The organism is Paraburkholderia suaedae (genome assembly GCF_040812055.1).
In the GTDB taxonomy this organism is placed as follows: domain Bacteria; phylum Pseudomonadota; class Gammaproteobacteria; order Burkholderiales; family Burkholderiaceae; genus Paraburkholderia.
In genome coordinates this window covers 136,926-160,985 of the sequence record NZ_JBFOAH010000014.1, presented here as the reverse complement: position 1 = coordinate 160,985, position 24,060 = coordinate 136,926, and the positions used below count along the sequence as shown (strand labels likewise).

Annotated in this window: 17 protein-coding genes and 3 pseudogenes; 8 read left to right on the top strand and 12 right to left on the bottom strand. The window is 60.4% G+C overall.

The annotated features are described in order from the left end of the window. Nucleotides 1-27 precede the first annotated feature (27 nt). From ABQJ48_RS20085 to ABQJ48_RS20075, 3 genes are read left to right on the top strand one after another with little or no spacing between them, the layout of a single operon-like run. Nucleotides 28-933, top strand: coding sequence for an NmrA/HSCARG family protein (locus tag ABQJ48_RS20085; protein WP_367839740.1), 906 nt, complete (start codon nt 28-30; stop codon nt 931-933). Nucleotides 934-975: 42 nt separating this feature from the next. Then, nucleotides 976-1,830 (top strand): pirin family protein, encoded by an 855-nt coding sequence (locus ABQJ48_RS20080; RefSeq protein WP_367839739.1) that lies wholly within the window; start codon nt 976-978, stop codon nt 1,828-1,830. Nucleotides 1,831-1,871: 41 nt separating this feature from the next. Beyond that, nucleotides 1,872-3,329 (top strand): DHA2 family efflux MFS transporter permease subunit, encoded by a 1,458-nt coding sequence (locus tag ABQJ48_RS20075; RefSeq protein WP_367839738.1) that lies wholly within the window; start codon nt 1,872-1,874, stop codon nt 3,327-3,329. A 277-nt stretch (nt 3,330-3,606) separates the two neighbouring features. Here the strand turns inward: ABQJ48_RS20075 and ABQJ48_RS20070 are convergent, their stop codons facing one another. Together ABQJ48_RS20070 and ABQJ48_RS20065 are read right to left on the bottom strand one after the other, a co-directional pair. Continuing rightward, nucleotides 3,607-3,894 (bottom strand): DUF1330 domain-containing protein, encoded by a 288-nt coding sequence (locus ABQJ48_RS20070; RefSeq protein WP_042305636.1) that lies wholly within the window; start codon nt 3,892-3,894, stop codon nt 3,607-3,609. A 496-nt stretch (nt 3,895-4,390) separates the two neighbouring features. Then, nucleotides 4,391-5,572 (bottom strand): porin, encoded by a 1,182-nt coding sequence (locus tag ABQJ48_RS20065; RefSeq protein WP_367839737.1) that lies wholly within the window; start codon nt 5,570-5,572, stop codon nt 4,391-4,393. 740 nt (nt 5,573-6,312) lie between these two features. Here ABQJ48_RS20065 and ABQJ48_RS20060 point away from each other — a divergent pair. Beyond that, a pseudogene (locus ABQJ48_RS20060) lies at nt 6,313-7,580 on the top strand (nucleobase:cation symporter-2 family protein). On the opposite strand, the gene ABQJ48_RS20055 reads toward ABQJ48_RS20060, so the two are convergent. The 7 genes and pseudogenes from ABQJ48_RS20055 to ABQJ48_RS20025 form a co-directional block, all read right to left on the bottom strand. Then, on the bottom strand, nt 7,577-8,305 hold the full coding sequence (locus ABQJ48_RS20055; RefSeq protein WP_367839736.1) for a cysteine hydrolase family protein: 729 nt from the start codon (nt 8,303-8,305) through the stop codon (nt 7,577-7,579). The pseudogene ABQJ48_RS20060 and the gene ABQJ48_RS20055 sit on opposite strands and share 4 nt — an antisense overlap. Before the next feature lie 377 nt (nt 8,306-8,682). After that, nucleotides 8,683-9,402, bottom strand: a pseudogene (locus tag ABQJ48_RS20050) (IS6 family transposase). A 208-nt stretch (nt 9,403-9,610) separates the two neighbouring features. Beyond that, complete coding sequence (locus ABQJ48_RS20045; protein WP_367839735.1) at nt 9,611-10,342, bottom strand: energy transducer TonB; 732 nt, start codon at nt 10,340-10,342, stop codon at nt 9,611-9,613. A gap of 18 nt (nt 10,343-10,360) precedes the next feature. Continuing rightward, complete coding sequence (locus ABQJ48_RS20040) at nt 10,361-10,771, bottom strand: ExbD/TolR family protein (RefSeq protein WP_367839734.1); 411 nt, start codon at nt 10,769-10,771, stop codon at nt 10,361-10,363. 30 nt (nt 10,772-10,801) lie between these two features. Next, nucleotides 10,802-11,413, bottom strand: coding sequence for a MotA/TolQ/ExbB proton channel family protein (locus ABQJ48_RS20035; RefSeq protein WP_367839733.1), 612 nt, complete (start codon nt 11,411-11,413; stop codon nt 10,802-10,804). 94 nt (nt 11,414-11,507) lie between these two features. Next, nucleotides 11,508-12,584: a YncE family protein gene (locus ABQJ48_RS20030; protein ID WP_367839732.1), complete on the bottom strand. Its 1,077-nt coding sequence runs from the start codon at nt 12,582-12,584 to the stop codon at nt 11,508-11,510. 21 nt (nt 12,585-12,605) lie between these two features. Next, nucleotides 12,606-15,410, bottom strand: coding sequence for a TonB-dependent receptor (locus ABQJ48_RS20025; RefSeq protein WP_367839731.1), 2,805 nt, complete (start codon nt 15,408-15,410; stop codon nt 12,606-12,608). 535 nt (nt 15,411-15,945) lie between these two features. On the opposite strand from ABQJ48_RS20025, the gene ABQJ48_RS20020 reads away from it, so the two are divergent. Next, entirely contained in the window at nt 15,946-17,583 is a 1,638-nt protein-coding gene (locus ABQJ48_RS20020) for a phospholipase C (RefSeq protein ID WP_367839774.1), read from the top strand. A gap of 615 nt (nt 17,584-18,198) precedes the next feature. Here ABQJ48_RS20020 and ABQJ48_RS20015 read toward each other — a convergent pair. The 3 genes and pseudogenes from ABQJ48_RS20015 to ABQJ48_RS20005 form a co-directional block, all read right to left on the bottom strand. Then, nucleotides 18,199-19,344 carry a YncE family protein gene (locus ABQJ48_RS20015; RefSeq protein ID WP_367839730.1) on the bottom strand — a complete coding sequence of 382 codons (1,146 nt, stop codon included), beginning with the start codon at nt 19,342-19,344 and terminating at the stop codon, nt 18,199-18,201. A gap of 627 nt (nt 19,345-19,971) precedes the next feature. After that, nucleotides 19,972-20,379: pseudogene (locus ABQJ48_RS20010) on the bottom strand (lecithin retinol acyltransferase family protein); the annotation flags it as partial. Nucleotides 20,380-20,816: 437 nt separating this feature from the next. Then, the gene (locus ABQJ48_RS20005) at nt 20,817-21,371 is read right to left on the bottom strand and encodes a phosphate-starvation-inducible PsiE family protein (RefSeq protein ID WP_367839729.1); all 555 of its coding nucleotides are present in this window, start codon (nt 21,369-21,371) and stop codon (nt 20,817-20,819) included. Between the two features lie 750 nt (nt 21,372-22,121). Between ABQJ48_RS20005 and ABQJ48_RS20000 the strand changes: the two genes are divergently transcribed. From ABQJ48_RS20000 to ABQJ48_RS19990, 3 genes are all read left to right on the top strand, one after another. Then, nucleotides 22,122-22,364, top strand: a complete 243-nt coding sequence (locus ABQJ48_RS20000; RefSeq protein ID WP_367839728.1) for a hypothetical protein — start codon at nt 22,122-22,124, stop codon at nt 22,362-22,364. A 43-nt stretch (nt 22,365-22,407) separates the two neighbouring features. Further along, nucleotides 22,408-22,629: a DUF6566 family protein gene (locus ABQJ48_RS19995; RefSeq protein ID WP_367839727.1), complete on the top strand. Its 222-nt coding sequence runs from the start codon at nt 22,408-22,410 to the stop codon at nt 22,627-22,629. A gap of 170 nt (nt 22,630-22,799) precedes the next feature. Then, the gene (locus tag ABQJ48_RS19990) at nt 22,800-24,035 is read left to right on the top strand and encodes an NAD(P)/FAD-dependent oxidoreductase (RefSeq protein ID WP_367839726.1); all 1,236 of its coding nucleotides are present in this window, start codon (nt 22,800-22,802) and stop codon (nt 24,033-24,035) included. Nucleotides 24,036-24,060 lie beyond the last annotated feature (25 nt).

The window sequence follows — 24,060 nt, the reverse complement described above, 5'->3', positions numbered from 1 at the left end:
CCAACCCAACTTCACTGGAGAACAATCATGTCGCCCCCCCAGAAGATCATTGCCGTTGTCGGCGCAACCGGTCACCAAGGCGGCGCCGTGGTGCGTGCGCTACAGGCGAGCGGTCAGTTCAAGGTGCGCGCGTTGACGCGCAATCCGGCCCGGCATCCGAAGCTGGGCGACGAAGTCGTGCTGGCGGATTTCAACCGCCCGGAAACGCTCAAGGCCGCATTTGCCGGCGCATACGGCGCATTCCTGGTGACCAATGCGTGGGAAGCCGGTGCGGATGAACCCAGGCAGGCGCTGGCCGCGATCAATGCGGCGAAAGACGCCGGAGTGCAGCACGTCGTCTGGTCGACGCTTCCGAACGTGGAGGCGATCAGCGGCGGCGCCATCGATGTTCCGCATTTCACGGCCAAGGCGAACGTCGAGCGCATCGTGCGGGAAGCCAAATTTCCGCACCACACGTTCGTGATCGCGCCGTTCTACTACCAGAACCTGGTCGGCGTCATGGCGGCGCAGAAGCAGCCGGATGGCACCGCGGGTTGGGCACTGCCGCTGGACCCGGATCGACGCGTCATCCACATGGGCGACATCACCGAACTGGGCCGCGTTGTGGCCGGTGCATTCGCGCATCCGGAACTCGCTGGACATGGCGAACATCTGCCGCTCGTCGGTGATTTCCTGAGCTTCAACGAGATCATTGCGACCCTGAACCAGCAGGGCAACAAGGTTGCGTTCAGGCAAGTGCCGCGTGAAGTGTTCGCCAGCTGGTTTCCGGGTGCGGATGACATCGCGGCAATGCTCGCCTATTTCGAGGCGCACACGTATCTCGGCGTGGATCGGCGTGACGCAATTGTGTTGGCCAACAAGGTCGCCGGCCAGCAGCCGACCAATTTTGCCGCGTGGGCCAAAGCCAGCTTCACGATCCCAGCGGCCGCCTGACAGACTCGCCTATGGCGAGTCAGATGACTGGAGAGTCCCACCATGAATAACATCCTCGCAACGCCGCCCACCTCTGCCGTCGAGGCCGGGCGCCACATCATCTTCCGCACGCGTGGCCGTGCACACGGGCCGGTCGTCCGCATGGTCAGCCCCTCCGACGTCGGCCAGATGATCAAGCCCTTCGTGTTTCTCGATCTCATCGATACGCAAGAGGCGCTCGGCCAGCAAGGTTTCGGCTGGCATCCGCACTCGGGCATCGCCACGTTGACCTTGGCGATCGAAGGGCAGGGCCGCTATGCCGAATCCACCGGCCACGAAGGCACGATGGTGGCAGGCGATATCGAATGGATGAGCGCCGGCCGCGGTGTCTGGCATTCCGGCTTCGTCAAGCCCCCGATCAAGGCTTTCCAGCTGTGGGTCGCCTTGCCGCCGGAACGCGAACTGGCGCCCGCGTTCAGTCACCACCTCCCGGTCAACGACATTCCGTCGGACGGCCCCGCGCGTGTGCTGCTTGGCCGTAGCGGCGATGCAGTCAGCCCGATCGATGCGCCGGCGGGCCTCAACTATTTCGTCGTGCAGCTCAAGGCGGGGCAGCGTTGGACCTACCAGCCGCCGAAGGGCTACCTGGTCGGTTGGGTCGCAGTGATGGACGGCAGCCTGCGCACGCCCGAGCCTGTCGGCAGAGGCGAACTGGCAGTCTTCGATGCATCCGATGCAGCCATCGAATTCGAAGCGGTGAGCGATACGCGCTTCGTGCTCGGCACGGCCATCCCGCTTCCGCACGATCTGCATCTTGGTTACTACTCGGTGCACACCAGTGGTGCTGCGCTGATCGAAGGTGAGCGCGAGATCGCGCGCATCGGCCACGAGTTACGCGCCAAGGGCGTGCTGAGTTGACGCCCCCAGGCGCCGCCAATCTCGAACATAGGAGCAGTTTCATGACGAACGGCATCGACGAACGCAAGCGCTGGCTTGCCCTCATCGTGCTCTGCCTGGGCATGCTGATGATCGTGCTGGACACGACCATCGTGAACGTTGCGCTGCCGTCCATCCGGGCGGACCTGGCCTTTACCGAAACCTCACTCGTGTGGGTAGTCAATGCCTACATGCTGACCTTCGGCGGCTGTCTGCTGCTGGGCGGTCGGCTGGGCGATCTTTACGGCCACCGCAAGCTGTTCCTCGGCGGTATTGCGCTGTTTACGCTGGCTTCGCTCGCATGCGGCACGGCGAATTCGCAACTCCTGCTGGTGTGCGCGCGTGCGGTGCAGGGTTTGGGCGGTGCGGTCGTCAACGCCGTTTCGCTGTCGCTGATCATGAACCTGTTCACCGAGACCGGCGACCGGGCCAAAGCGATGGGTGTGTTCGGCTTTGTCAGCGCGGGCGGCGGCACCCTTGGCGTCATGCTTGGCGGCGTGTTGACCAACCTGCTGAGCTGGCACTGGATCTTTCTCGTCAACTTGCCCATTGGCATTGCCGTCTACGCGCTGAGTGTCGCGCTCCTGCCGTCGGCGCGCGGCCAGGCGCATGGCGAGCGGCTCGACGTGGCCGGCGCGGTGACGATCACGGCTTCGCTGATGCTCGCTGTGTACGCGGTGGTCAACGGCAACGAAGCGGGCTGGACCTCGGCGCAGACACTGGGCCTGCTGTTTGTCGCGCTGGCGTTGCTGGCCGTGTTTCTCGCAATTGAAGCGCGTGTGAAACATCCGTTGATGCCGCTAAGCCTGTTCCGCCTGCGCAATGTCGCCACGGCCAATGTGGTGGGCGTACTGTGGGCGGCGGCGATGTTCGCGTGGTTCTTCATCTCCGCGTTGTATCTGCAGCGCGTGCTGGGTTACGGGCCGTTGCAGGTTGGCCTGGCGTTCTTGCCGGCCAGTCTGATCATGGCGCTCTTTTCGCTGAGTCTCTCGGCGCGCGCGGTCATGCGCTTCGGTTTGAGTCTTCCGCTGACGGTGGGGCTGTTCGTCGCGGCGTGCGGCCTCGCGCTCTTCGCACGGGCACCGGTGAATGGCAGCTTCGTATTCGATGTGCTGCCTGCCATGGTCCTGTTCGGTGTCGGCGCGGGCATTGTGTTCAATCCCATACTCCTGGCTGCCATGAGCGACGTCGCGCCGAGCGATGCGGGCCTCGCGTCCGGCATCGTCAACACGTCGTTCATGATGGGCGGTGCGCTTGGCCTTGCGGTGCTGGCCAGTCTTGCTACTGCGCGCAGCGACGCGATGCGGGCTTCCGAAGGCGCAACGGCGGCGCTCAATAGCGGCTATCACACAGCGTTTCTGTTCGGCGCGATTTTGGCGGCGGCGGCGGGTGGGCTGGGCGGTTTGCTGTTGCGGCATGGGCAGCAAGGCGGCGCCGGCGCACAACCGGCGGATGACAGCTCCGCACAAGTTGCAGGGTAGGCACTGCGCCTTCCAAAATCGCCAGTTTCCGAGCGACCTACGTGCCCCATGCAGAAGAGATTGAACGTCTCATATCGGAAGGCGAGCGGGCCTTCGCGCTGCTTTCTCGAATGACTGCCTCTGGCCGACTGCCGCCCGACCCGCAATGAACCTTCAGACGCCCGCGACGGGCAACGCGCGATGTGTGCTTGCGGAGAGAACACAGACTCTCTCCTGCCGCCTCAGTCGTAGGCCGAGGCCCGCTGAGCTCCACGGGCCTGAGCGTCGCCGCCTTTTGTCACACGCCTTCGACGAGAACGGCGCGATAGCGCGCGCCCTTGAACCGGTGCTGCGCGACTTCCTGATACGCCGGGCTGTCGTACCACGCACGCGCGGCCGCAGTCGACGGAAACTCCACGATCACGACGCCCTCTGGCGCTTCGCCCTCAAGAACCTGTTGAGGTCCGTAGGCAGCGAGAATCTTGACAGGGTGACCTTTGAAGGTCTCGCCCACCTTGCTTTGGTAGATGTCGAGCTCACCCTGATCCTGCGTGCTTTCCTTCGTAAAGACGATATAAGTCGCCATGGCGTACGCTCCTGCGGTAGTGTCAAGGTGCGCACGATGATGCCATGAAACCGCATCGGGCTTCGATATGCAGCGTCGGTGCAGATGTCGACCCGTCACCTGTGCAAGAGAACCACCCGTTCTCCCGATCTTCCCAAACGGACTTTCGCGTGGTGATCGTAGGGGGCCCCTCCTCGCGTCGGACGCATATCGACCCGATTGAGCCGTTCGGCCTGGGCTTGCCGCCGTCCGATCCCAGATTTATCTGAGACGTTCGCGGGCGACGGCTAGTCTTTCCATCTCGGCTGTTGCGGACTTACCCGCCTTCACGGCAGCGGTCGTGCGCCAATGGCGAACATACAACGCCAGGGTTAAGGCCAGCGTCGTAAATTGCCAGGGAGCCATCCGCATGTCCCACCGCAACCCCTGTTGCGATCGCTGCAACCGACACACCTAAAACCTGCCATTCCGCTACCAACTACGAGCGGTGCTTTTTTTGACCCGGATTCGACGAAGCCTAGAAGCGGGTACGCAGGCCTGCCGTGACGGCGACCTGGCTGCTAGTGGCCGACGGTGACAAACCGTTGATGTCAGCCGTAAATACGGTGCCACCGCCGCTCACGTGCTGGAACTGGCCTTCGACGTACACGTCAGTCCGCCTGGACAGCGCATAGTCCAATAGAAGGTTGAACTGGTTCCACTTCGGGCTCGATGCGCCCACGAGGCTGGAACTGCCGTCGGTGAACGTGTACGAACCTGTGACAGTGAATGCCCGCGTCACGTTATAGACCGCGTTGACTTCATAGTTATCGAAACGCAGACTCGAGTTAGCGAGGGGGATCGGCGAGGCGCTGGTGTTGTTGATCCCCGTTGCGTTTTCCAGTTTTGTTTCCGTGAACACAAAGCCGACTGTCGCCGGACCAAACGCGTAGTCGAAACCCGCGCCGAACGTACGTTGCTGCCCGGCGCTAAACGTCGAGTCGCTGCCGGTCACCTGGCCGGCCGGATTGACGATGGAGTCTGTCGCGCCGGCCAGATTGGCGGCAGTACCGCCATTGTTCAGCTGCAGGTACGACGCCGCGAAACGAAATGGACCGTTGTTATATGAAGTGCCGAAGCTATAGGCGCGGTTGTCGGAAAAGCCGCCGGCCGCGTTCGAGAAGCCGTACAGGCTGCCGAACCGCCAGCCGTCGTAATTCGGACTCGCATACTTCACCGCATTGTTAATCCGCATCGTGTTCTGCAGGTTGTCGTTGTCGTACGGGTGCCCGAAGAACACGCCGCCCTTGGCGGCACCCGCGCCCGCCAACGGCGCAAGGTAGTCGACCATCGAATCGTATTGACGGCCCAGCGTCACCGTACCGAACTGATCGCTCGACAGACCAGCGAACGCCTGTCGGCCGAACAGCAGGCCGTGCTGGCCAAGGGCGCCATTGGTGAGGGTGAAGCCATTTTCCAGCGTGAAGACAGCCTTGAGGCCGCCGCCCAGATCTTCCGATCCACGCAGACCAAAGCGGTCCGGGTTGATGCTGGCATCGGTCATCCCGAATCTACTGTGCCCTGCGGTTGACCCCGTTTCCTTCTGGTTCGACGTATACGTCAGCCCCGTATCGATGAGGCCGTACAGCGTTACGCTGCTTTGAGCGTGCGCCGCGGTTGCAAAAGTAGCCGTCAGAAGGGCTATCAGAAGACCTTTCATTTCGAATGGTTGTAGGCTCAAGATGTGCACTTATATGAAATTGAGGACTTGATGATCCTATCCTTGCGACCGGATGGACAAGGGCATTTCAGGGAATGCTGAATTGCATTTGCGGCAATCGGTCTCAGCGGCAATCGGTCCCGGAGGCATCCCAGGTTAGTGCATTTACGGGACCGGACGTAGACCCGGGCCGTAACTGGCCGCTCGCTCTTGTCAAATCGAACGATTGAACTGAAAAACCAGTGATCCTGTTCCACGCAATTTTTCCATGAGCCCTTGCAATCGGGACACGTGCTGCCGGTCTCGGTGCGATATCCGCATGAAGTCGACGTTCGAATGCCCGCCCTGGAGCGCGGTCGAGTGACCGCAGATGGCCCGCACTCGGCCCGATGATGGCCGACTCAGTTCGTTTAGGGTTGTTCGATGCCTGCCATCGTCCGCAGGAATGTGACCGCGCCACCGTGCGTTGCAGCCGACGCTGAGGCCATCGCAGCCGAGTCGGCGCAAAGAATGGGAGCGGTAATAGCAGTACGTGGCTGATCCATCGCATTCACCTGTGTCGACGATAGGGTGGCATCAAAGTGTTGCACAGCGACCTTACAAACGCGGGGTTCTGCCGGCACGACGTTACCACTCCGCGGAGATGATTGTCTTATAGTGAAGGTCTGATTTTGCGAATCGGGACTGACCCGAACGGGTCGTGTCCTGCGGATCCCTAACAGGCAAGACCCACCGGTCATCTGTGGACGGTGACAGCAGTACTGCTGGCGCTCCAGCACCTGCTTGCGGCGTTAGGTGGCATTATTGCCGTGCCCCTGGTACTCGGTGGGGCGCTGAAACTCCCCACGGATCAGGGATCGCGCTGGTGAATGCCGCCTTGCTGGGGTCGGGTATTGTCACGATCATCCAGTGCAAAGGTGTTGGGCCGGCTAGTATTCACCTGCCCTGTGTGATGGGTACCAGTTTCACGTTCGTCGGCGCCGGCATCAGCGTCGGTCTCGAACACGGCGTGCCGGGAATTCTGGGTTCTTCCTTGGTGGGCTCGCTACTCATGGTCGCGGGCAGCTATTTCATGCCGGCAATTCGCAAGCTGTTTCCGCATACCGTCACCAGCGTCGTGGTAACGATGTTCGGTCTCTCCCTGATACCAGTGTCCGTCGACTGGGCCGCCGGCGGCTTCGCCAGCGCCCACTATGGAGCACCAGGTAACCTTGCAATTGCAGGCTTTGTACTGGTACTGGTCATTGCGTTCGTTCAGTGGGGCAAGGGCATCTTTTCGGCATCCGCGGCGGTACTTGGCATGCTTATCGGTTATCTGGTGTGCCTGCCGCTGCGCATGATCGACTTTGCGCAACTCCGCGCTGCGCCCATCATTGCGTTGCCGCAGCCCATGCACTTTGGCTTGAGCTTCCCGATCTCGGGCCTTGTCGCTATGTCGCTGGCCTTCCTCGTCACAATCGGGGAAACCACCGATACGTTCATGGCACTGGGAGCAGCAACGCAGACACCCATGCGGGGCAAGAAGTTAGCACGCGGCATCCTGTGCGATGGTGTTGGATCTGCCTTCGCTGCGCTGATGTCCAGTCCGCCCGTGTCAACTTTTGCGCCAAACGTCGGCGTAGTGTCGTTGACTGGGGTCGCCAGCCGGCATGTGGTAATGCTGACCGGCGTGAAGCTACTCCTGGCTGGCTTGTTCCCCATGCTCGGCGCTCTGGTGGTCACGATTCCGCAACCGGTATTGGGTGACGCAGGCCTGATGATGTTCGCGATGATCGTCGCCCCTGGCATTCGGATGCTCGGCAAGACTGAGCAGACCAAACGCAGCAGTCTGATTATCGCCGTATCGATTGGCTGCGGTCTCGCGGTGATCTTCAGGCCAGAACTGCTGTTCCAGTTCCCGGCATTCGTGAAAGAGATATTCGGATCCGGCATCACCGTTGGGGCGTTGGTGGCCGCTCCGCTCAATCTGTGCCTGCCTGACAAATCTGCAGATACGGCGGTCAACTAAATTCGTCCCTTCTCGGTCAACGTCCTTACGAGCTCATCCGCAGTGGGCACAATCTTGCCGAAGTAAAGCGCGAAGTTCGACAGCGCAGCCTGATGCATGACCGGATCGCAGTCCGCGCATGCGTCCGAAACCAGCACACAGCCGAATCCCCGGTCAGCAGCGTCCCGTGCTGTCGTCTCGACGCAGCAACTTGTCACCACCCCGGTGAATACCAGGTTTTTGATCCCCATACGATCCAGCACGTTCTGAATCTCGCTACCGTTAAACGCGCCTTGTGTTGTCTTGCGAATCACCGTTTCTCCATCCAGAGGGGCGACCTCCTCACGGAACGCGTAGTCAGGATTTCCCGTCCACCATAAGTCCTCGATGCCGCAGGCCCTTTCTAGCATACGCGACCATTCGCGAAACCTGACCGGGCAATCGCGCATATCGCGGTACGCCGAACCAATTGCCAAATGAATGACCGGCCTTCCTGTACGGCGGAACAGATCGAGCAATGCGCGAATGGCGGGGATGGTCGTGCGCTCGAGCCTTTCGAGGTAGTAATGCATCGAGCCGGGCTCGATCGCTTCGCATGCCTTGACCCAGCCACGGTCGGGCGCAGCGTCGCTGTACTGAACGTCGACCACGACGAGCGCCGTGGCCGTGCGGTCCGTGAAGTCGATGGCCGGAATCGTCAATGACAGGCTTTCAAACGCAGCCTGCCCGGGTTCTTGCTCGCGCATGTTGGAGTCCTCGATTCGGGTTAAACGTACCGCCCTGTCGAGGCAGTACGCGTTTGGTCGTCCCTGCGGGACATTTGGCCATAGCTGCCATTGTGGATATGCCAGTTGACGCAGGCATGCGTGAAAGCGACGGCCAATTATGTTGCAGCGACGCCTGCATCGGCCGGTTCTGATGATCGATGCAACCAACTGAATTCGGCAATGGGCAGAGGTCTTCAACCAGGAGGCGGCCAATGACGCCATTGGCGGCTAGCGGCACAGGACAACCGTAAATTGCAATTGCTGGTGTGCCAGATCCGTTTTGAAGGAAAGGGCATCAATTCGTATGAGCTCGTCGATCCCGACGGAGCCGAAAAGCCGCTGGCGTTTCGCTCGCCTCAAGGAGCTGAAAGGACTGCCATCCAGACAGCAGGCGCAGTAGTCTCTTTGACGCGTACGTTGGTAAGATCGAACTGATCTTTGCGAATGCGATGCATCAGTTCGATCCCGGAGATCGAAACGGCCGCGTTCCGGAAGCGTTTGAAGCCGAGCATGACGCTCACCCGCGATTTGATGTGACGATGATCCTGTTCGATCCGGCTGTTCAAATACTTCGACGATCGCAACCTCGTACGCTTGAGCAGCAGCCCATCGGCTTTCATCTCGCGCACCGCGCGGTGAGACGCTGCGTAGCCGTCCAGCGTGATCGATTCTGGAGCGAGTCGCTGACTCCGCATCGCCTTCGCGAAAAAGGCCTTGCACGCGGCAACGTCGCGCCTGGTGCTGAGTCTGAAATCGACCGTCTTTCCCGTCCGGTCAACTGCGCGGTATAGATAGGCCCATTTACCTCGGATTTTCACGTATGTCTCGTCGACTCTCGACGACTGACCCACTGCCATAGTGGGACGATTCCAGCGTTTGACGAACTCCGGCGTGAAGCGCTTCACCCCGCGCATTATCGTTGTGTGCGCCAGCTACAGGCCGCGCTCTGCCATCATTTCAACGAGGTCCCGAAAGCTGAGCTTGTAACGTAGGTACCAGCGCACGCACAGGACGATCACTTCGCGGTCGAAGTGGCGGCCACTGAACAACCCCTCGATGTCTTTCGGCTCACTCATTGCCGACCAGTACTCATCAAAACCCAAGCGTAACCGATTGAATCTGCAGATTTTGCCGTTGAAGCAACGAATCGCATCGACGCATGGATTGAAGCTTCCCGCCGATCCTCCGTGCTAAAGAAGAGATGACGCGCCGGCACATTCCAACTGCGCCGGCGCCTGTCGGGCGAGTCGCGCACTCGCTTTCAAATAGATTCCCTCATGCAATCTAGTCGGTCTGCGTGAAATCAAACGACTGCTCAACCACGACCTGACCGCCGCCGTCGAGCTTGCATTGGTACTGAGCCATCGCACGCCGTACCGATCCGTCAAAAACACCCGGAGGCGTCGACTTCACGATGTCGACGCGGGCGACCTTACCGCCTTCGATCGTCGCACGGGCCGTGACTTCGCCCGAGATCCCCTCGGCTAACGCCCGAGCCGGCATCTCGGGCTTCGCCTGCACCGGACACACGATTGCTATGTCGGCGGGGGCCGCAGCGGCAACTGGCGCGTTGCCGGATCCCGCGGATGAAGGACCCGGCGCGGCCGGGGCGGCATGCGCCGTAGAAGGCGCATCCTGTGTCGCGACGGGCGTCGGAGCAACCGGCGCCGGTGCGGCTATCGGCGCGGCAGCGTGCCGTTGTGCCGGTGCGGCCGGTCGTGCCACCGGCTTCGGCACCGGAAGGTCCGATTGCTGTTTCACCACTTTCTTGATGACCGGCGGTGGAGGGGGCGGAGGCGGCGGTGTAACCGCTTTGACAACCCGCATCTGCATGACACGCGGCGCGGGCACCGGCTTCGGAGCGGGCACACTCACCGACATCACCCCCGCTATCAGCATTCCCTCGATCACAACCGCAGCGAGAATCGCGATTGTCATTGCACGGCCCGAATCAGGCTGTGACGCCATGCTCGGCCACAGTGCTCCGTGGGTTTTGCTCGAGATACTCATGTTCATTACGCTCGACTCCAGAGACTATTGCGCATCGGTCGCGAGTGCGACCGAACTGATCCCCGCAGAGCGCACCAGATCCATGGTTTTGATGATCGTCTCGTACTCGACTCCCTTGTCGCCCGCAATGGTCACGTTAACCTGCTTCGTGGCCTCCATGTCCTTCAGGCGTGCAGTAAGTTGCGGCGCAGAAATGTCGTTCCGGTCGAGATGCAGTTCTCCGTCCTTCTCCACCCCCACCGTCACGTCAACCGTGTTGAGTTGGGTCGCGGTGGACGATTGCGGCAATTCCAGCTTAAGTCCGGTGCCCTGAATCATTTTGAGCATGACAAGCATGAAGAAAACGAGCAGAAACATCATGATGTCGATCATCGGAATGATCTCGATCCGCGGTTTATCTTCATTGCCCAAGTAGTGAGCCCGATGGTTTCTCACGGTGTTCTCCGTATGTGAAGTGGCCGCGGTTCAAGCGGCAAACCGCGTGATGAGCATCGACTTGATCATGTCCATCTGCAGAAGAACCATGCGCACGCGCTTGTTCAGATAGTTGAGCGCCACGACGCCGACGAGAGCGATCGTCAAGCCGCAAGCGGTGGCGATCAACGCGTGCGCAATCCCGCCGGAAACGGCCATCGGATCGCTGGTTCCCGACGAGCCCAGAATATTGAACGATCCGATCATGCCGACAATGGTGCCCAACAGGCCAAGCAACGGCCCGAGCGTGACTGCGGTATCCAGCACCCACAGATTACGGTCGAGCTTTCTCATCTGGAACATGATGCTTTCTTCGACCTCGCGCTCGAAGTCTTCCGCAGGTTGGCCCTGTGATTCGATCGCGGAGCGCATCAGTTCGCTTTGCACCGACCCTTGATAATGTTGAATGAGTTTCTTCACGTCATCGGCTTTGTTACGGCCTACCTGCTTGAGATCGTATTCGAGGCTGACGCCGCTGCGCACGGACGTGCCGAAGAAAATCGCGCGTTCGATGATGATCGCGAGCGCGGCCACAAAGATCACGGCCATCAGGGGCAACAAGCCGAATGACTGAACCGATGAGTCAATAATGATGCGAAGCATGATGCTACCTTCCAGGTTGAACTTGAATCTGCCACCGGCCGGCGTCTCGCGGTTGCGATGCCGCCGGTGGCGCGGTTGAAGTGACGGCGATGCGTTACCGGCTGCGTTGCGGCATACGCTGCGCGACCAGGACGTTGAACGTCCCGGGCACGATGCCCGGACGTGGATGCGGGTTATCGGCAGTCGCGGCGGGAGTCGAGCCGAACTTCGACGAGACCAGGTAGACGCGATGAGCAGAGTCGTCGAGAACCATCGACTTCGCGCCCACTTCCGTCGCGACGTTCTGCAGCACGGTGTAGTGATCGGCGTCGTCTTCGTGCACCACTGTTAGCGTTCCGTCTGCGCCGTTCGAGCTAAACGCGGTTTTGAGCGCCGGGTCGAACGCTGCGGCGTCCGGGTGGCCGCCGATCGGCAGTTGGGCAACCTGGCGGCCGGAGCGCGCATCGATCACCATCATCCGGTTGTTCGCGCAGACGGTGAAGAGCCGTTCCGACTTTGTATCGATCGCGAGTCCCGACGGCCCTTCACAAGGCGCGATGGACCAGTGAGCGAGCACCTTGTTCGATTTGCCGTCCATCGCGACAATCTCTCCCTTGTCTTCGACGTTGACAAAGATGCGACCGTCGCTGTCAGCCGCGAGCGATTCAGGCTTGCCGCCGACCGGCATCGTCGCGACGACCTTGCGCGTAATCGGATCGATCGCGCTGACGCTCTGGTCGTGGCCATTGCTGACATAGAGGCGCTTCAGTTGCGGCGCATACATGATGCCGTCCGGATCCGGGCCGCCTGCCTTCATGGTTTCGACCGTGCGCAGCGTGTCGAGGTCGATCACCGTGATCGTGTCGGCGCGGCCGTTGGTGATGAAGCCGAGCTTCTGGTCCTGAACAAACGCAAAGCCATGCACGCCGTCCGTATTGGCGATCTCACCGACCAGCCTGCCGGATCCGGTATCGACAACCTGGACATGACTGGCCCGGCTGATGAACAGGTGTTGACGAACCGCGTCATACCCGACGTAGTCCCAGCCCTCTGTGCCGCCTAACGCGTAATGCTTCACGACTTCGAACTGACCGTGATTGGCGCCCGGTACTGCATGCGCCGTGCCGCCCAGCAGCAGTGCGGAGGACAGTGCCAGCGTCGTGACTACCTGAACAATCGGTTTCAATTTCATGTTGATCCTGTTTTTGCGGGGTTATTCGTTGATCGTCAGACCAACCATCACGGTCGGACCGTAGAACTCGCGCTGGATCGGACGATCCGGCGAGCCCTCGTAGAACTTCAGCGGCGTATTCAGGATGTTGCGAACATCGAGATAGATGCCCACATCCTTCCTGACCTGATAGCTGCCGCCGAAGTCGAGCGAGAAGCGCGACGCGGTGTAGACGTCGGTTGCGGCAGAACTGCCCACTGCCCAGAGGCTCTTGCCCACATAGGAGGCCGACAGGCGCATGTCCAGCGGACCGCGCTCGTAGAACACACTGGCGTTATACGAATTGCGCGGACCGGATGGCAGCGTGTGGTCGTCGCCGGGGCGAATGTCCAGGTGCGAGTTGGTCCAGGTCCAGTTCGCGCCTGCGCCGAGTCCGCTCAGGAACCCCGGCAACTGCGTAAAGTGCTGCTCATAGTTGGCGGTGACACCGCGCACACGTGCCGATGCGACGTTGGCAAAGCTGACGAGTTTGATGGGGCCGGAATACCCCGGGAGATAAGGCGAGCTGAAGACGGTGGATGACTGGCCCACGACATAATCGGACATCGACTTGTCGAACGCGCCGAGCGAAATGATCCCGCCGTGCGGCAAATACTTCTCGAACTGAATATCGAAGTTCTGTGAAGTGGTCGGCTTCAGGTTCGGGTTGCCGGTGGTCACGGTTCCCGTTCCCGGATCGGCCATGACCGACGCGCTGCTCTGAGTAAAGCCCGGACGCGCAATCGTGCTCGAATAGATCGCGCGACCCACCAGCGTCGGTGTCAAGTCGTAGCGCAGTTGGAGGGACGGGAACAGATTAAAGTACCTGTTCGCCGTCTGGTTTGGCGTGATTGAGCTGCCGTTGATCAGATTGCCGCCGAACGTATCCTGGGTCCATTCGCCGCGCAGACCCGCCAGCACACCGAGGCGGCCCCAGCCGAACTGATACTGGCCATACATGCTATAGATGTTCTCGTTGATAGCAGAGAATGCGGCGGCGTCCTTCAACGGGTTAGCCGTGAGGTTGCCGTTGGCTGCGGCGGCGCCATAGAGGCCGCTCATGACGCCATCGCTTATGGCCGGCCCGATGTTGTACATGCCGTTGTAGAAAACGATCGGAGGGCCGAACACCGCCTGCGACAGCGGGATGCCCGCGTCCGGCGAGTACGTATAGCTGGTCTGCGAGCTGGCGAAAGTCATTCGTCGAAGGCCAGCACCGAACTTGACCTGTTCGTCCTCGGCACTCGTGAAGTGAGTCGGTAGCGTGTAGTTGACGTTGGCCGACCACTCATTGGTCTTGACATACTGCGACGAGTTGGCGATCTGGCCCAGCGTGTAGCCGGCAGGATCAGCCGGGTTCGGACCGGACACGATCGATTGCGTCGCGAATTCAGAACCGGGGTAATACGTCACCGTGGCCGGGGCGCCATTGGTGAACGTGGAATTCAGGTCATACGGCTTGTCGTAAGTACCACTGGTGAAGCCGGCGCGGTAATCGATCTTGCCGGGGCCGATGTTGTTTTCACCGCCCAGCGCAAAGAGTTGCGTTCGCAACGTCTCCTTTTCGTCGCGCAGTCCCTTCGCATAGGTCGCCGTATCCGTGAGCGTGCCGTTCGCATTCTGGACCGGGTTGCCGTCGAAGTTGGTCTGGAGATCTTGCCGGTTCACGTTCTCCGTATAGCCGAAGTTGTAGTAGCGGAAGTACCACTTGTTGTCGGCGTTAGGCTGAAAGTCCAGTTCGCCACCGTAGCCAAGGCGCTTGCGATGGTAGTTGTAGTAGCGCGGGTCGGTTTGCGCGTAGGCCTTGTTTGGTACGCCAGTTGCGTCGACATAAGCGTTTTCTTCGTCGTCGACGCCGCGGTGGTCCTGGTTGTAAGCAAAGGTACCGATGAAGGTGAACGGCGCGTCGGAATATGACGTGAGGCCCGAACCGAGACCGGCAATGCCGTGTGCGCCGAAGCGCGCACCCGCTGTCATCTCGACATCCTGAATGGTGCTACCGCGCAGCGTCTCGACTCCTGAACCGAGCTTGGCGTCGAGGAACGGCTTGCCCGAAAGGGACAACTTGCGAGGCGAGATATCGATCGTACCGCCGAGCGCATCCGCATCCTGTTCGGGCTTGTTGGTGTTGGTCACGACGATCTGCCCGATCATCCCGGCCGGAATCGTATCGAGCGCGACAGCACGTCCCCCGTTCTGGGCCGAAGCGGGGTTAGTCGGCGGCAAATGGATGCCGCCAAAGGTCGTGCTGTTCAGGTTGGTATCGAGGCCTCGAATGTTGACGTATCGGCCTTCACCCGAATCCGTTTCAAGCGATACGCCAGGCGCGCGAGCGACGGCTTCCGCAGCACTGACGTCGGGCATCTTGCGAATGTCGTCAGCAGTCAGGATGTTCACCATGTTTGCCGCGCTCTGCTGGGTCGCACGCGCGACTACGTTCGCGGTGCGCCGTGACGTGACGGTCACGCGATCAAGCGAGGGAACGGCTGCGTCCACGGTGAGGTCGTTGCTTGTCGTGTCGTTCTCGCGCACCACCACTGTCCGTTCGACGGCGACCGAGCGAGTCGGCGTAATAACCAGTGTGTACTGTCCTGCCGCAAGTCTGGTGAAACTAAAAGCGCCATCAGACGAAGTGGTGGTGCTTGTCCCCGTCTCGCGAATCTGAATTCGGGCGCCGGCGAGCGGACGCTTGCCCTCGCTCGACAGCACGTGACCCCGCAATGTCGCCGTATCCGCCGCATACGCGGCGCTTATGGTCGCGCCGCTCATCAATCCCATCAACAACCCTGTCATATGCCTGTTCGGCATGTTTATTCTCCGTCAATCGTTGCAAACATCCTGACCCGGATACACGTCCTTCCTGGTATCACGCATGCAGAAATTCAAGGGCCTCAACGAAGCTACTGGAGGCATTCATTTCGGTAGCATTACTAATGAACAACCGTTTTTTTACCGCGCAGATATGCATCGGCGGCACCCGGATCGATGTCGCACGTCCGACGTGCATCGCCTTCGATGCGGAAGTCGTTTTACGGAGCCACTGTGACGTCAAGGTGACAATTTCGACTTTCAGCCGAAAGTTCCTCGTCATATGACGATCAAACATTACCGTTCGTCACAATACAATACTTTAACAAAATCAGCGATATACAGCTGTTTTTACGTTGGGAATGAAAGTCGTGAAGAGGATTTGTGTTTTGTCATCGTCGATTGACGACATGTTGTAGATAACAGATTCGTAATCGCCGCTTAACGGACTTGACACCGTCGCAAACGAAAATGCGCGTCAGCCGTTCCCCGTGCAACGCGCACCCATAAGCTTCAACAGGAAAACATAGAGATGATGCTCACTCGTCGGCGATGTTCGATAGCAACCGCCCTGGCGCTTGGTCTGGCCACCTCTCTTGCAGCGTATGGTGGAGCCGCTGGCAGCGCGAGCGCTTCAACGGCTTCAGTGTCGGGAACCGGGCAGGGCGCGCACACGGCCACGCCAATCAAACATCTCGTCGTCATCTTTGGCGAGAACGTCTCATTTGATCACTACTTTGGAACGTATCCGAAGGCGTTGAATCCAGCAGGGGAGCCCGCCTTCAATGCGCTGCCCGACACGCCGCATGTCGACGGCCTGCTCGATGGCCTGCTCAGGTCTAATCCGAACTCCACCAATGTCGCCAACGGCGCAGACGGCGCAGATCCATTTCGGCTCGATCGTTCGCAGGCGCTGACGGCGTCGCAAGACCACGCCTACAAGCCTGAGCAAATGGCGTTCGATCATGGCGCGATGGACCTGTTCCCGAAATACACAGGCCGCACTTCGGCAACAGGCGGCTCAGGTGCCCTGTACACGAAGGGATTGGTGATGGGCTATTACGACGGCAACACCGTTACCGCGCTGTGGAACTACGCGCAACACTTTGCGCTGAACGACCACTCGTTCGACACTACGTTCGGCCCATCCACGCCAGGCGCGCTGAACCTGATTTCCGGACAGACGAACGGCGTGACAGTGACGCCCGCGAACGCGAATAACCGGAACATCGTCGGCGATGGTGCCGGCGGTCTGACTCTGATCGGCGACCTCGATCCGACGGGCGACGTCTGCTCCAAGGGCACAACAGTTAGCATGCAAGGCAAGAATGTCGGGGACATGCTGAGCGCGAATGACATCTCGTGGGGTTGGTTTGAAGGCGGTTTCGACCTCAGTGCGACAAACGTGAACGGATCGACGGGCTGTGCGCGAAGCTCATATTCGCCGGTGGTTGGAACCTATAAGGCCGACTATGTGCCGCACCATGAGCCGTTCCAGTATTACGCCTCAACCGCCAATCCGACGCACACGCGCCCCGCTTCCGTTGCGTCCATCGGCATGAGCAACGATGGCGGCGCAAACCATCAATACGATATCGAAGACTTCTATGCTGCTGTGAGCGCCGGGAATTTTCCTGCCGTCAGTTTCCTCAAGGCCCCCGCCTACCAGGATGCGCACGCAGGCAATTCGGACCCGCTCGATGAGCAGGCATTCGTGACGAAGGTCATCAATTTTCTGCAGCAGGAGGACGACTGGAAGAATACGGCTGTCGTGCTCGCCTACGACGATTCGGACGGCTGGTACGACCACGCTCATCACATCGTGAACGCATCGGCGAGCACTCAGGACGCGCTCAACGGTCCGAATACCTGTGGCGGTGGCACGCCGCTCGACGGGCTGACCGGTGTGCCAGTGCAAGGCCGTTGCGGATATGGGCCGCGTCTGCCGCTGCTCGTCGTGTCGCCGTATGCGAAGGCAAACTATGTTGATCACACGTTGACCGACCAGACTTCCATTCTGCGCTTCATCGAAGACAACTGGCTGAACGGATCTCGTATCGGACAGGGGTCATTCGATGTGATGGCTGGCCCCATCGACAACATGTTTGACTTCACCTCGCCCCGGAATCCCAAGATGTTTTTAGACACCGTGACGGGGCAGCGGCATCGCTAGCAGATCGGTGCGTCGAAGCCGGGTGCAAGCTGCCGTTACTCATGCGTGGTAACGGCAGCATTGGCATACACATAGGGAGCATAGGCCGACTGCCAGGCAGTTTGAGCAGGCGATCTCGCGCGCCACGCTGTATCTCTCGGGCACAGCACCGCGACGGATGGCGAAGCTGCGCAGCATGGCGCCGGTAGCCCCGCGCGGCAAGCCGCAAGGCCCTGAGGATCGACTTGGCCCCGAAGGTGTTGCACATTGATCGACGAATCCATCGGCATCGGGCCCACAAGCCGTCGTTCACATGCGTGGTCGGTCGGACGTTCAGGCGTCGGCTCGGCCCCGTAACCGGCCATCTAACTGTCAAAGACGAACGCTCCTTTGTCGGCCATAACAGCCGTTCGTGGCAGCAAGACGATGTCGGCGAATGATGTCTGCCGTTCGACGGGTTGACGGGCCGCTTTATGGGTCGGCGGTCGGTCTCGACCTTCCCAGTCGGCGAGGAGCAGACAACCCCAATGCATTCTTGCGCAGCGCAAACGCGCTCCTTGAAGCCCCCAGGCTTCAAGGAGCGCTACCGGCGAGGATCGTGCAGCAATCTCCACGCCGACAGCGGTTCACACGTCTTCAATGCGTAGTGATGACATGAATCCCGCCATTCGGGAAAGCCGCGACCCCGGGCTGGAAGGGCACGTACACCTGACCCGACGCGCCATCCACCGCGACCGAATGTACACCGTTGCCCACCGCCAGCTTGTCGATGAGGGTGCGCGTCGACGCGTCGACTGTGCCGAGTATCGGCGTGAAGCCGGAGGCGGCCGCGATGCCGGTCGCGGTCTCATGACGAGCCGGAAGAAAATAGCGGTTGGACACTGCATCGTACGCGACCTGATCGACTCCGCCGAATGGAATGCTCGCAAGCGTGGCGCCCGTCGTCCGATCGAGGATCAACGTGATAAGCGGCTTGCCGGCGGCCGGATCGCAGCCGACCAGCATGTCGTTGTTCGGACCGAGTTCGAGTCCTGTTGGCCCGCATGCGCCAAGCGGGAACACTTTGCTCACCGCCGGCGCGCCCGCGACCACCGTATTCGCGGCAATTACGTTCACTTCACCCGCCGGATTGGTGGGCGTGCCGTCGTTGTTGACGATGAAGCTCTTCGACTTCGAGTCGTACACGCAGGCCTCGAGGCCGGACGACGTCGTGAACCTGTACGTCGCGACGATCGAGTTTGTTTTCGTCGAAATAAAAGTCGCAATCGGAGGCGTCTCTCCCGGACTCGAAAACATCACGAGGTTGTCGTCCGGGTCGTAGCAGCCTTCGTCGACGCGGTGCGGGGCCGTGTTGAGTGGCGGGACTGCGATGGTGCTGACGACTTTCTGCTGGGCGACGTCGATGACCTTGATCGAGTTGACATCGCCGGCATAGAGGGTGTTTGTGCCGGGGATGCCGACGAGTCCGTCAGGGCCGGCAACATCGGTGTTCGCATTAAAGCCGGTGAAGGCGGTGGGGCCACTGCCCTTGATCTGCGCGATGAGCGTGTTGCTCTTCGTGTCGACCACGTCGACCGCCGCGTTGTTGCGGTCAGCAAGGTAGTACTTGCCGCTATCGGCGTAGCTGATGTCGAAACTGAACGGCGGGGTGGCCGAGTTGGGTACCGCGATGGCAGTCTTGATGGTCGGCGAAGTGGAGGTGAGGTTGTCCGAGCCTCCCCCGCATGCGGTGAGCAGAGCGGATGCGCCAAGCGTTAACGCGAACCAAAGCTGTCTTTTCATTGTTGTCTCCGGAATAGGTCTGCATGTTCGGTCAGGAATGGGGACGATTTTTGGTTGTCAGGTTGCGAGACCACGCCACGAATGGACGCGGCCTCCGCAAGCACAATAGGACGAGCAATGCGTAAAGTCGAAGACGTAATGCTGCTGCAGGGGAAAAAAGCGTGCCGTTTGGCGTGTCACTCGGACTATTCTGTTGCAAATTCAACGAGTTATGCGATTGCCTGCGAATTGGTAGACTCAGCCGATACTTTTTGTTTGCAATCCGGCACGGTCACGCTCCTCAAGTCATCGACCCAAGGCGCCGTTTGCACACTCGCATATCACCTTGATCGCGAACGGCTGCTTTGGAGAAGACGAATGCTGAGTGCCGGCCCGCTGCGGGGCTCGTGCTCTGGGCATGGCAGAAACAGGAGCGTTCGCTTGCGCAGACCGTCGGCCGCGACGTTTACGTATGCTTGCCGGACCTCGGGCTGAACTAATCGCGATACATGGGCACGCTTACGCGTGGCCGGACGCTATCTGACCCATTAAGCGCTCTTTGGCGGTAGCTCCGACGCACTCTCTCTTCGCATCGAGCAACGCACCCGCGCGGTTGCTGACCATCCCAGCAAAGTAATTGAGCGACATCTTGAACAGGCTGGCCGCTGCGCCCATTGCCGCACACGGATAGGTCAGGCACGCGCGCACTTGCTCGCTGCGGCTTTCGCCATAGAGGCACCACGTACAGAAGTGCTCGCAGTTATTGGTCAGCAGCCTGTATTGATTCTCGCCAAGGCGCGAGCGTGCCCGTTCTACAACTTGCCGGCCGGCGTAACCTGGACGATTGCCCGGCTTTATCCACACTTCGCTTCCGGCAGCGAAGCATGCAATCGTCACCTCCTCGACAGGTCCGCGATGCAACGACCGGGCAAGACCAGCGTAGTGCGCTACCCTGCCTTCGCCTGCATAGATGCGGTGGTGGCGGTATGCGCCGCGAGGTGTCACGAGATGTGCGCCCAGAGCCAGTTCGCTTCCAACTCCGAGATGCCACAGCATCTGTATCGCCGCACTGGTGCGCGATGCGATAGTGGCGTGTCCCATGATTCGACTCCCAGCGCTTCGCGCGGCGTGGCGGCCCGAGTGAAGATCCGCCACCGTCGCGCGCATCGCGGTCTGATCAAAAGAGAAGCCGCATTCGTCACCAAACACCGCAATCAAGTCGTCCGCGTCATCTGCGTTCCGTCGCCGATCGGTACGCGAACGTCGGCATTCGGCGAGGGCCGGATGTTCAGACTCCGTGCGTCGCTGTTCGGCATAGCGGCGCTTAGGCATGGTAGGTGTGCATCAAGACGAAAGGGGTCGCGCTCGGAACGCTCGTGTCCCGGGTGCAACCGGAGGCGACCGGACTTCCCGTGACCATCAACGCCGTCCGCTACATTGAAGCTCACACTCTCGTCACTTGACGAGCGCGGCGACTCAGGTCAACAGTCGGATTAGCCGCCTTCGCGGGGCGGCCCCCCTTGCTGTCGCTGCGCATGCACCACGCGCTCACGCTCTGCTTGCGCCGCGATCGTCGCGTCGACCGGGTCATCACGCTGCCGCATCAGCCAGTAGACGATCCCCAGTGCCACCAGCGCAGATGCAAGCGCCGCGATCTGGGCGGGCGCACTGGCCGGATCGAGAATGATGAATTTGCGGGCGATAGCCAGCAGCGCAACCAGAAGCACCGTTTTGACCTGCACGATGTGATTGCGCCGCGCCATCACGCGCGTAATCGAATGCTTGAATTCCATCGCGATCAGCAGTGTCATGACCATCCCGAAGATCGTCTGATACACCGCGTGATCCAGCGGGTTCAGCGCGTCCGAAACCAGCAACGAAATCACCGCGTGAATCAACTGCCAGAGCGACACGAGGATAATGATAGAGATCACGAAGCTCAGCACATGCGCGACAAGCTGCTCGAATCGTTCATAAAAGGTGAGCATGTCCCACTGCAGACGCAACGCATCGAGATCCTTGCGTAGCCAGCTTTTCTTACTTTCCATGACTTGACTCCCGGAGGGCCGTCGCTGCGCAGCGAGCGCACCGCACGTGCATGGATTGCACATGCGCCGTGCCCAGTCCATTCGACGGTCGTAACGCACTTGATACGGTCCTTCGCGTTTGCGCGGCTTCTTTGTGGATAGCTGCCAAAGCAGAACCGACGTATTCAGTTATTGATAACAGCGGCCGAACTATCTCGCGCTTCTGATACAGGTTCCTATCGAGTATTCGAAAAGGTACTGAGCCGGCAGCAGCAGGTCTGCGCACTGTACCCCAACGAGCGCGAGATGGAATACGCCATTTTGGCGGCGCCGCAGCGATTGCGTCACTACCCGCGTGACTGAGGATGCACCGACCGGCCGTCAACCGCGCATACGATCTATGCAGGCCTCAGGAGGCCTCGCTTGACGCACAGCCAATGCAGCCTCGCGCGTGTCACGCGCGGCTGGGCCTGGCACGTCTAACACTTCGTATTTGACCGCTCGCCAGCAACTCATCAGCTGCGGACACCCGCTTTAGCGACGATATGGGCTGGCCTGTGAAGGATCGGGCCCTTGTGGCCTTTTGCCCATTTTTTCGAAGCGCAGCTTCTCGGCGCGCCTGCCCTTGATGCAGTCGACGAAACCGAGCGCTAATCCGTACATCCCCGGATTAGCGACTAGACTTAAAGCATCGTCGGTGCATGCTCACGCAGGACGCAGGTATGCGCTATTCAGTCACGATTGGGACGTACGATCGAGGGAGGCAAACCGATGCCGAAGACTGTTCGAACCGCTGAGCAGATTCGCGACGAACTGCAGAACCGCGTGGCAAAAATCGCCGCTGACGTGCCGGACGCGTTGCGGGTGCGCATACCGCTACCGGAGCGGCACCCGCCCGACGCATCCGGCCGAAACTGGAACATGGTGCCGCTCAATGACCTCGGCGCAAATTGCGCACATCATGTCCAAAAGGTGATCGAAGACATGCGCACCGAGTTCGTGCTTCCAGATTGACGCGTTGATACGAAACGGGAGCCGCTCATGCGGACGCACGTGTTTGAGCATCGAGGCTGAGATCGCGGTACAGCCGGAGCAGAATGCATACGGCGCGTGGCAGGCGAAAGTGAGTGTGCGCCATGCCGATAGCCCTTTCGCCGAATTCCGTCCGGAGACTACGCAGCCGGAATGGCTTACGCAGGAGGAGGCCGTCCGAGGCGGCATCGAATGGGGCACGCGTTTTGGCGATCGCAAGCTGGAAGGGTCGCACAACCTCATGTGATGGAACCCATCAGCGGAAAACCAGCAAAATCCGGCAGTTTCTCGAAAGACGCCAAAATCCAATTCATTTAGGATGGGCGAGTATGTGCCGCCATTATCCTGGAGCGGCCGCCTGCTCGCGAAGCGGGAGAAAACAAGGTCGTGACGTCCTCAAAGGTGGATAGCATATTCATGGTCAGGATCTATGGACGCATGCGCAGCGCACATGGCTACGCGATACGCGACTTCCTGCATCGCTCCGACATACCGTTCGAATGGATCGAACTGGGGAGCGACAAGGAAGCTGAGGAACTGGCGCACGTGCAGCATCTTTCCGATTCACGCCTGCCCGTGTGCGTTTTTCACGACGGAACGCGGCTCGAATGTCCGACCATCCGGCAAATCACCGAGAAGCTCGGCTGGTTTGCAAGTCCATCCCGTGAAGCCTACGATCTTGCGATTTACGGCGCAGGACCGGCGGGATTGAGCGCCGCGGTGTACGGTGCATCGGAAGGACTGCATACCGTACTGGTGGAGCGCTGGGCACTGGGCGGCCAGGCGGGCAGCAGTTCGAAGATCGAGAACTATCTCGGCTTTCCACAGGGCGTGAGCGGCGCGCAGCTCGCTGAACGGGCACACGACCAGGCCGTCAAGTTCGGGGCCGAAATCCTGCTGGCGCGCGCCGGCGTGCACGCGGAGTTCCCGCCGGGCCAGGGCATCGTGTATCTGGAAGACGGCACGCGTATCACAGCGCGCACATCTATCTGCGCGACGGGCGTGGCATATCGCACGCTAGGACTGGAAGGTGAAGAGCGCTTTCTCGGCGCAGGCCTTTATTACGGCGCTGGCGCCAGTGAGGCCGCGCTGATCCATGGCGAAGACGTATATGTGGTGGGCGGCGGCAATTCGGCGGGACAGGCCGCCATGCACTTTTCGCAGTCCGCCAACCGTGTCTATATGCTCGTGCGCGACGCATCGCTCAAGAACACGTTGTCACAATACCTGGTGGATCGCATCACATCGGCGTCGAACATTGAAGTGTGCACGTGCACCGAAGTTACCGCGCTCGCTGGCAGCGACGTGTTGCAGGAGATCACGCTGACCGATGTGCGAACCGCCCGGGCCCGCACGGTAAGAACGAACTGGCTATTCGTCTGCATTGGCGGCGTCCCGCAGACTCAATGGGCGCAGGAGGTCGGCATCGTTCGCGATGAAGCCGGCTATCTCGTAACCGGTCCCGATCTGCAGGAATATCGGGCAAACCTGAATTGGCCTCTGGAACGCGCGCCGCTGCATCTGGAAACGAATGTGCCCGGCGTATTCGCAGCGGGCGACGTGCGTCACGCATCGATCAAGCGCGTGGCGTCGGCAGTCGGCGAGGGAGCAATGGCTGTGGCGCTGGTGCATCGCTATCTGAATAGCGCTTGAACGGACCCGTAACCTTGGTCCGCGC

What these genes read in the sequence shown, in the direction of transcription:
- ABQJ48_RS20085 (WP_367839740.1), top strand. Translation starts at nt 28, where the DNA reads ATGTCGCCCCCCCAGAAGATCATTGCCGTTGTCGGCGCAACCGGTCAC.
- ABQJ48_RS20080 (WP_367839739.1), top strand. Translation starts at nt 976, where the DNA reads ATGAATAACATCCTCGCAACGCCGCCCACCTCTGCCGTCGAGGCCGGG.
- ABQJ48_RS20075 (WP_367839738.1), top strand. Translation starts at nt 1,872, where the DNA reads ATGACGAACGGCATCGACGAACGCAAGCGCTGGCTTGCCCTCATCGTG.
- ABQJ48_RS20070 (WP_042305636.1), bottom strand. Translation starts at nt 3,894, where the DNA reads ATGGCGACTTATATCGTCTTTACGAAGGAAAGCACGCAGGATCAGGGT.
- ABQJ48_RS20065 (WP_367839737.1), bottom strand. Translation starts at nt 5,572, where the DNA reads ATGAAAGGTCTTCTGATAGCCCTTCTGACGGCTACTTTTGCAACCGCG.
- ABQJ48_RS20055 (WP_367839736.1), bottom strand. Translation starts at nt 8,305, where the DNA reads ATGCGCGAGCAAGAACCCGGGCAGGCTGCGTTTGAAAGCCTGTCATTG.
- ABQJ48_RS20045 (WP_367839735.1), bottom strand. Translation starts at nt 10,342, where the DNA reads ATGAACATGAGTATCTCGAGCAAAACCCACGGAGCACTGTGGCCGAGC.
- ABQJ48_RS20035 (WP_367839733.1), bottom strand. Translation starts at nt 11,413, where the DNA reads ATGCTTCGCATCATTATTGACTCATCGGTTCAGTCATTCGGCTTGTTG.
- ABQJ48_RS20030 (WP_367839732.1), bottom strand. Translation starts at nt 12,584, where the DNA reads ATGAAATTGAAACCGATTGTTCAGGTAGTCACGACGCTGGCACTGTCC.
- ABQJ48_RS20025 (WP_367839731.1), bottom strand. Translation starts at nt 15,410, where the DNA reads ATGCCGAACAGGCATATGACAGGGTTGTTGATGGGATTGATGAGCGGC.
- ABQJ48_RS20020 (WP_367839774.1), top strand. Translation starts at nt 15,946, where the DNA reads ATGCTCACTCGTCGGCGATGTTCGATAGCAACCGCCCTGGCGCTTGGT.
- ABQJ48_RS20015 (WP_367839730.1), bottom strand. Translation starts at nt 19,344, where the DNA reads ATGAAAAGACAGCTTTGGTTCGCGTTAACGCTTGGCGCATCCGCTCTG.
- ABQJ48_RS20005 (WP_367839729.1), bottom strand. Translation starts at nt 21,371, where the DNA reads ATGGAAAGTAAGAAAAGCTGGCTACGCAAGGATCTCGATGCGTTGCGT.
- ABQJ48_RS20000 (WP_367839728.1), top strand. Translation starts at nt 22,122, where the DNA reads ATGCCGAAGACTGTTCGAACCGCTGAGCAGATTCGCGACGAACTGCAG.
- ABQJ48_RS19990 (WP_367839726.1), top strand. Translation starts at nt 22,800, where the DNA reads ATGGTCAGGATCTATGGACGCATGCGCAGCGCACATGGCTACGCGATA.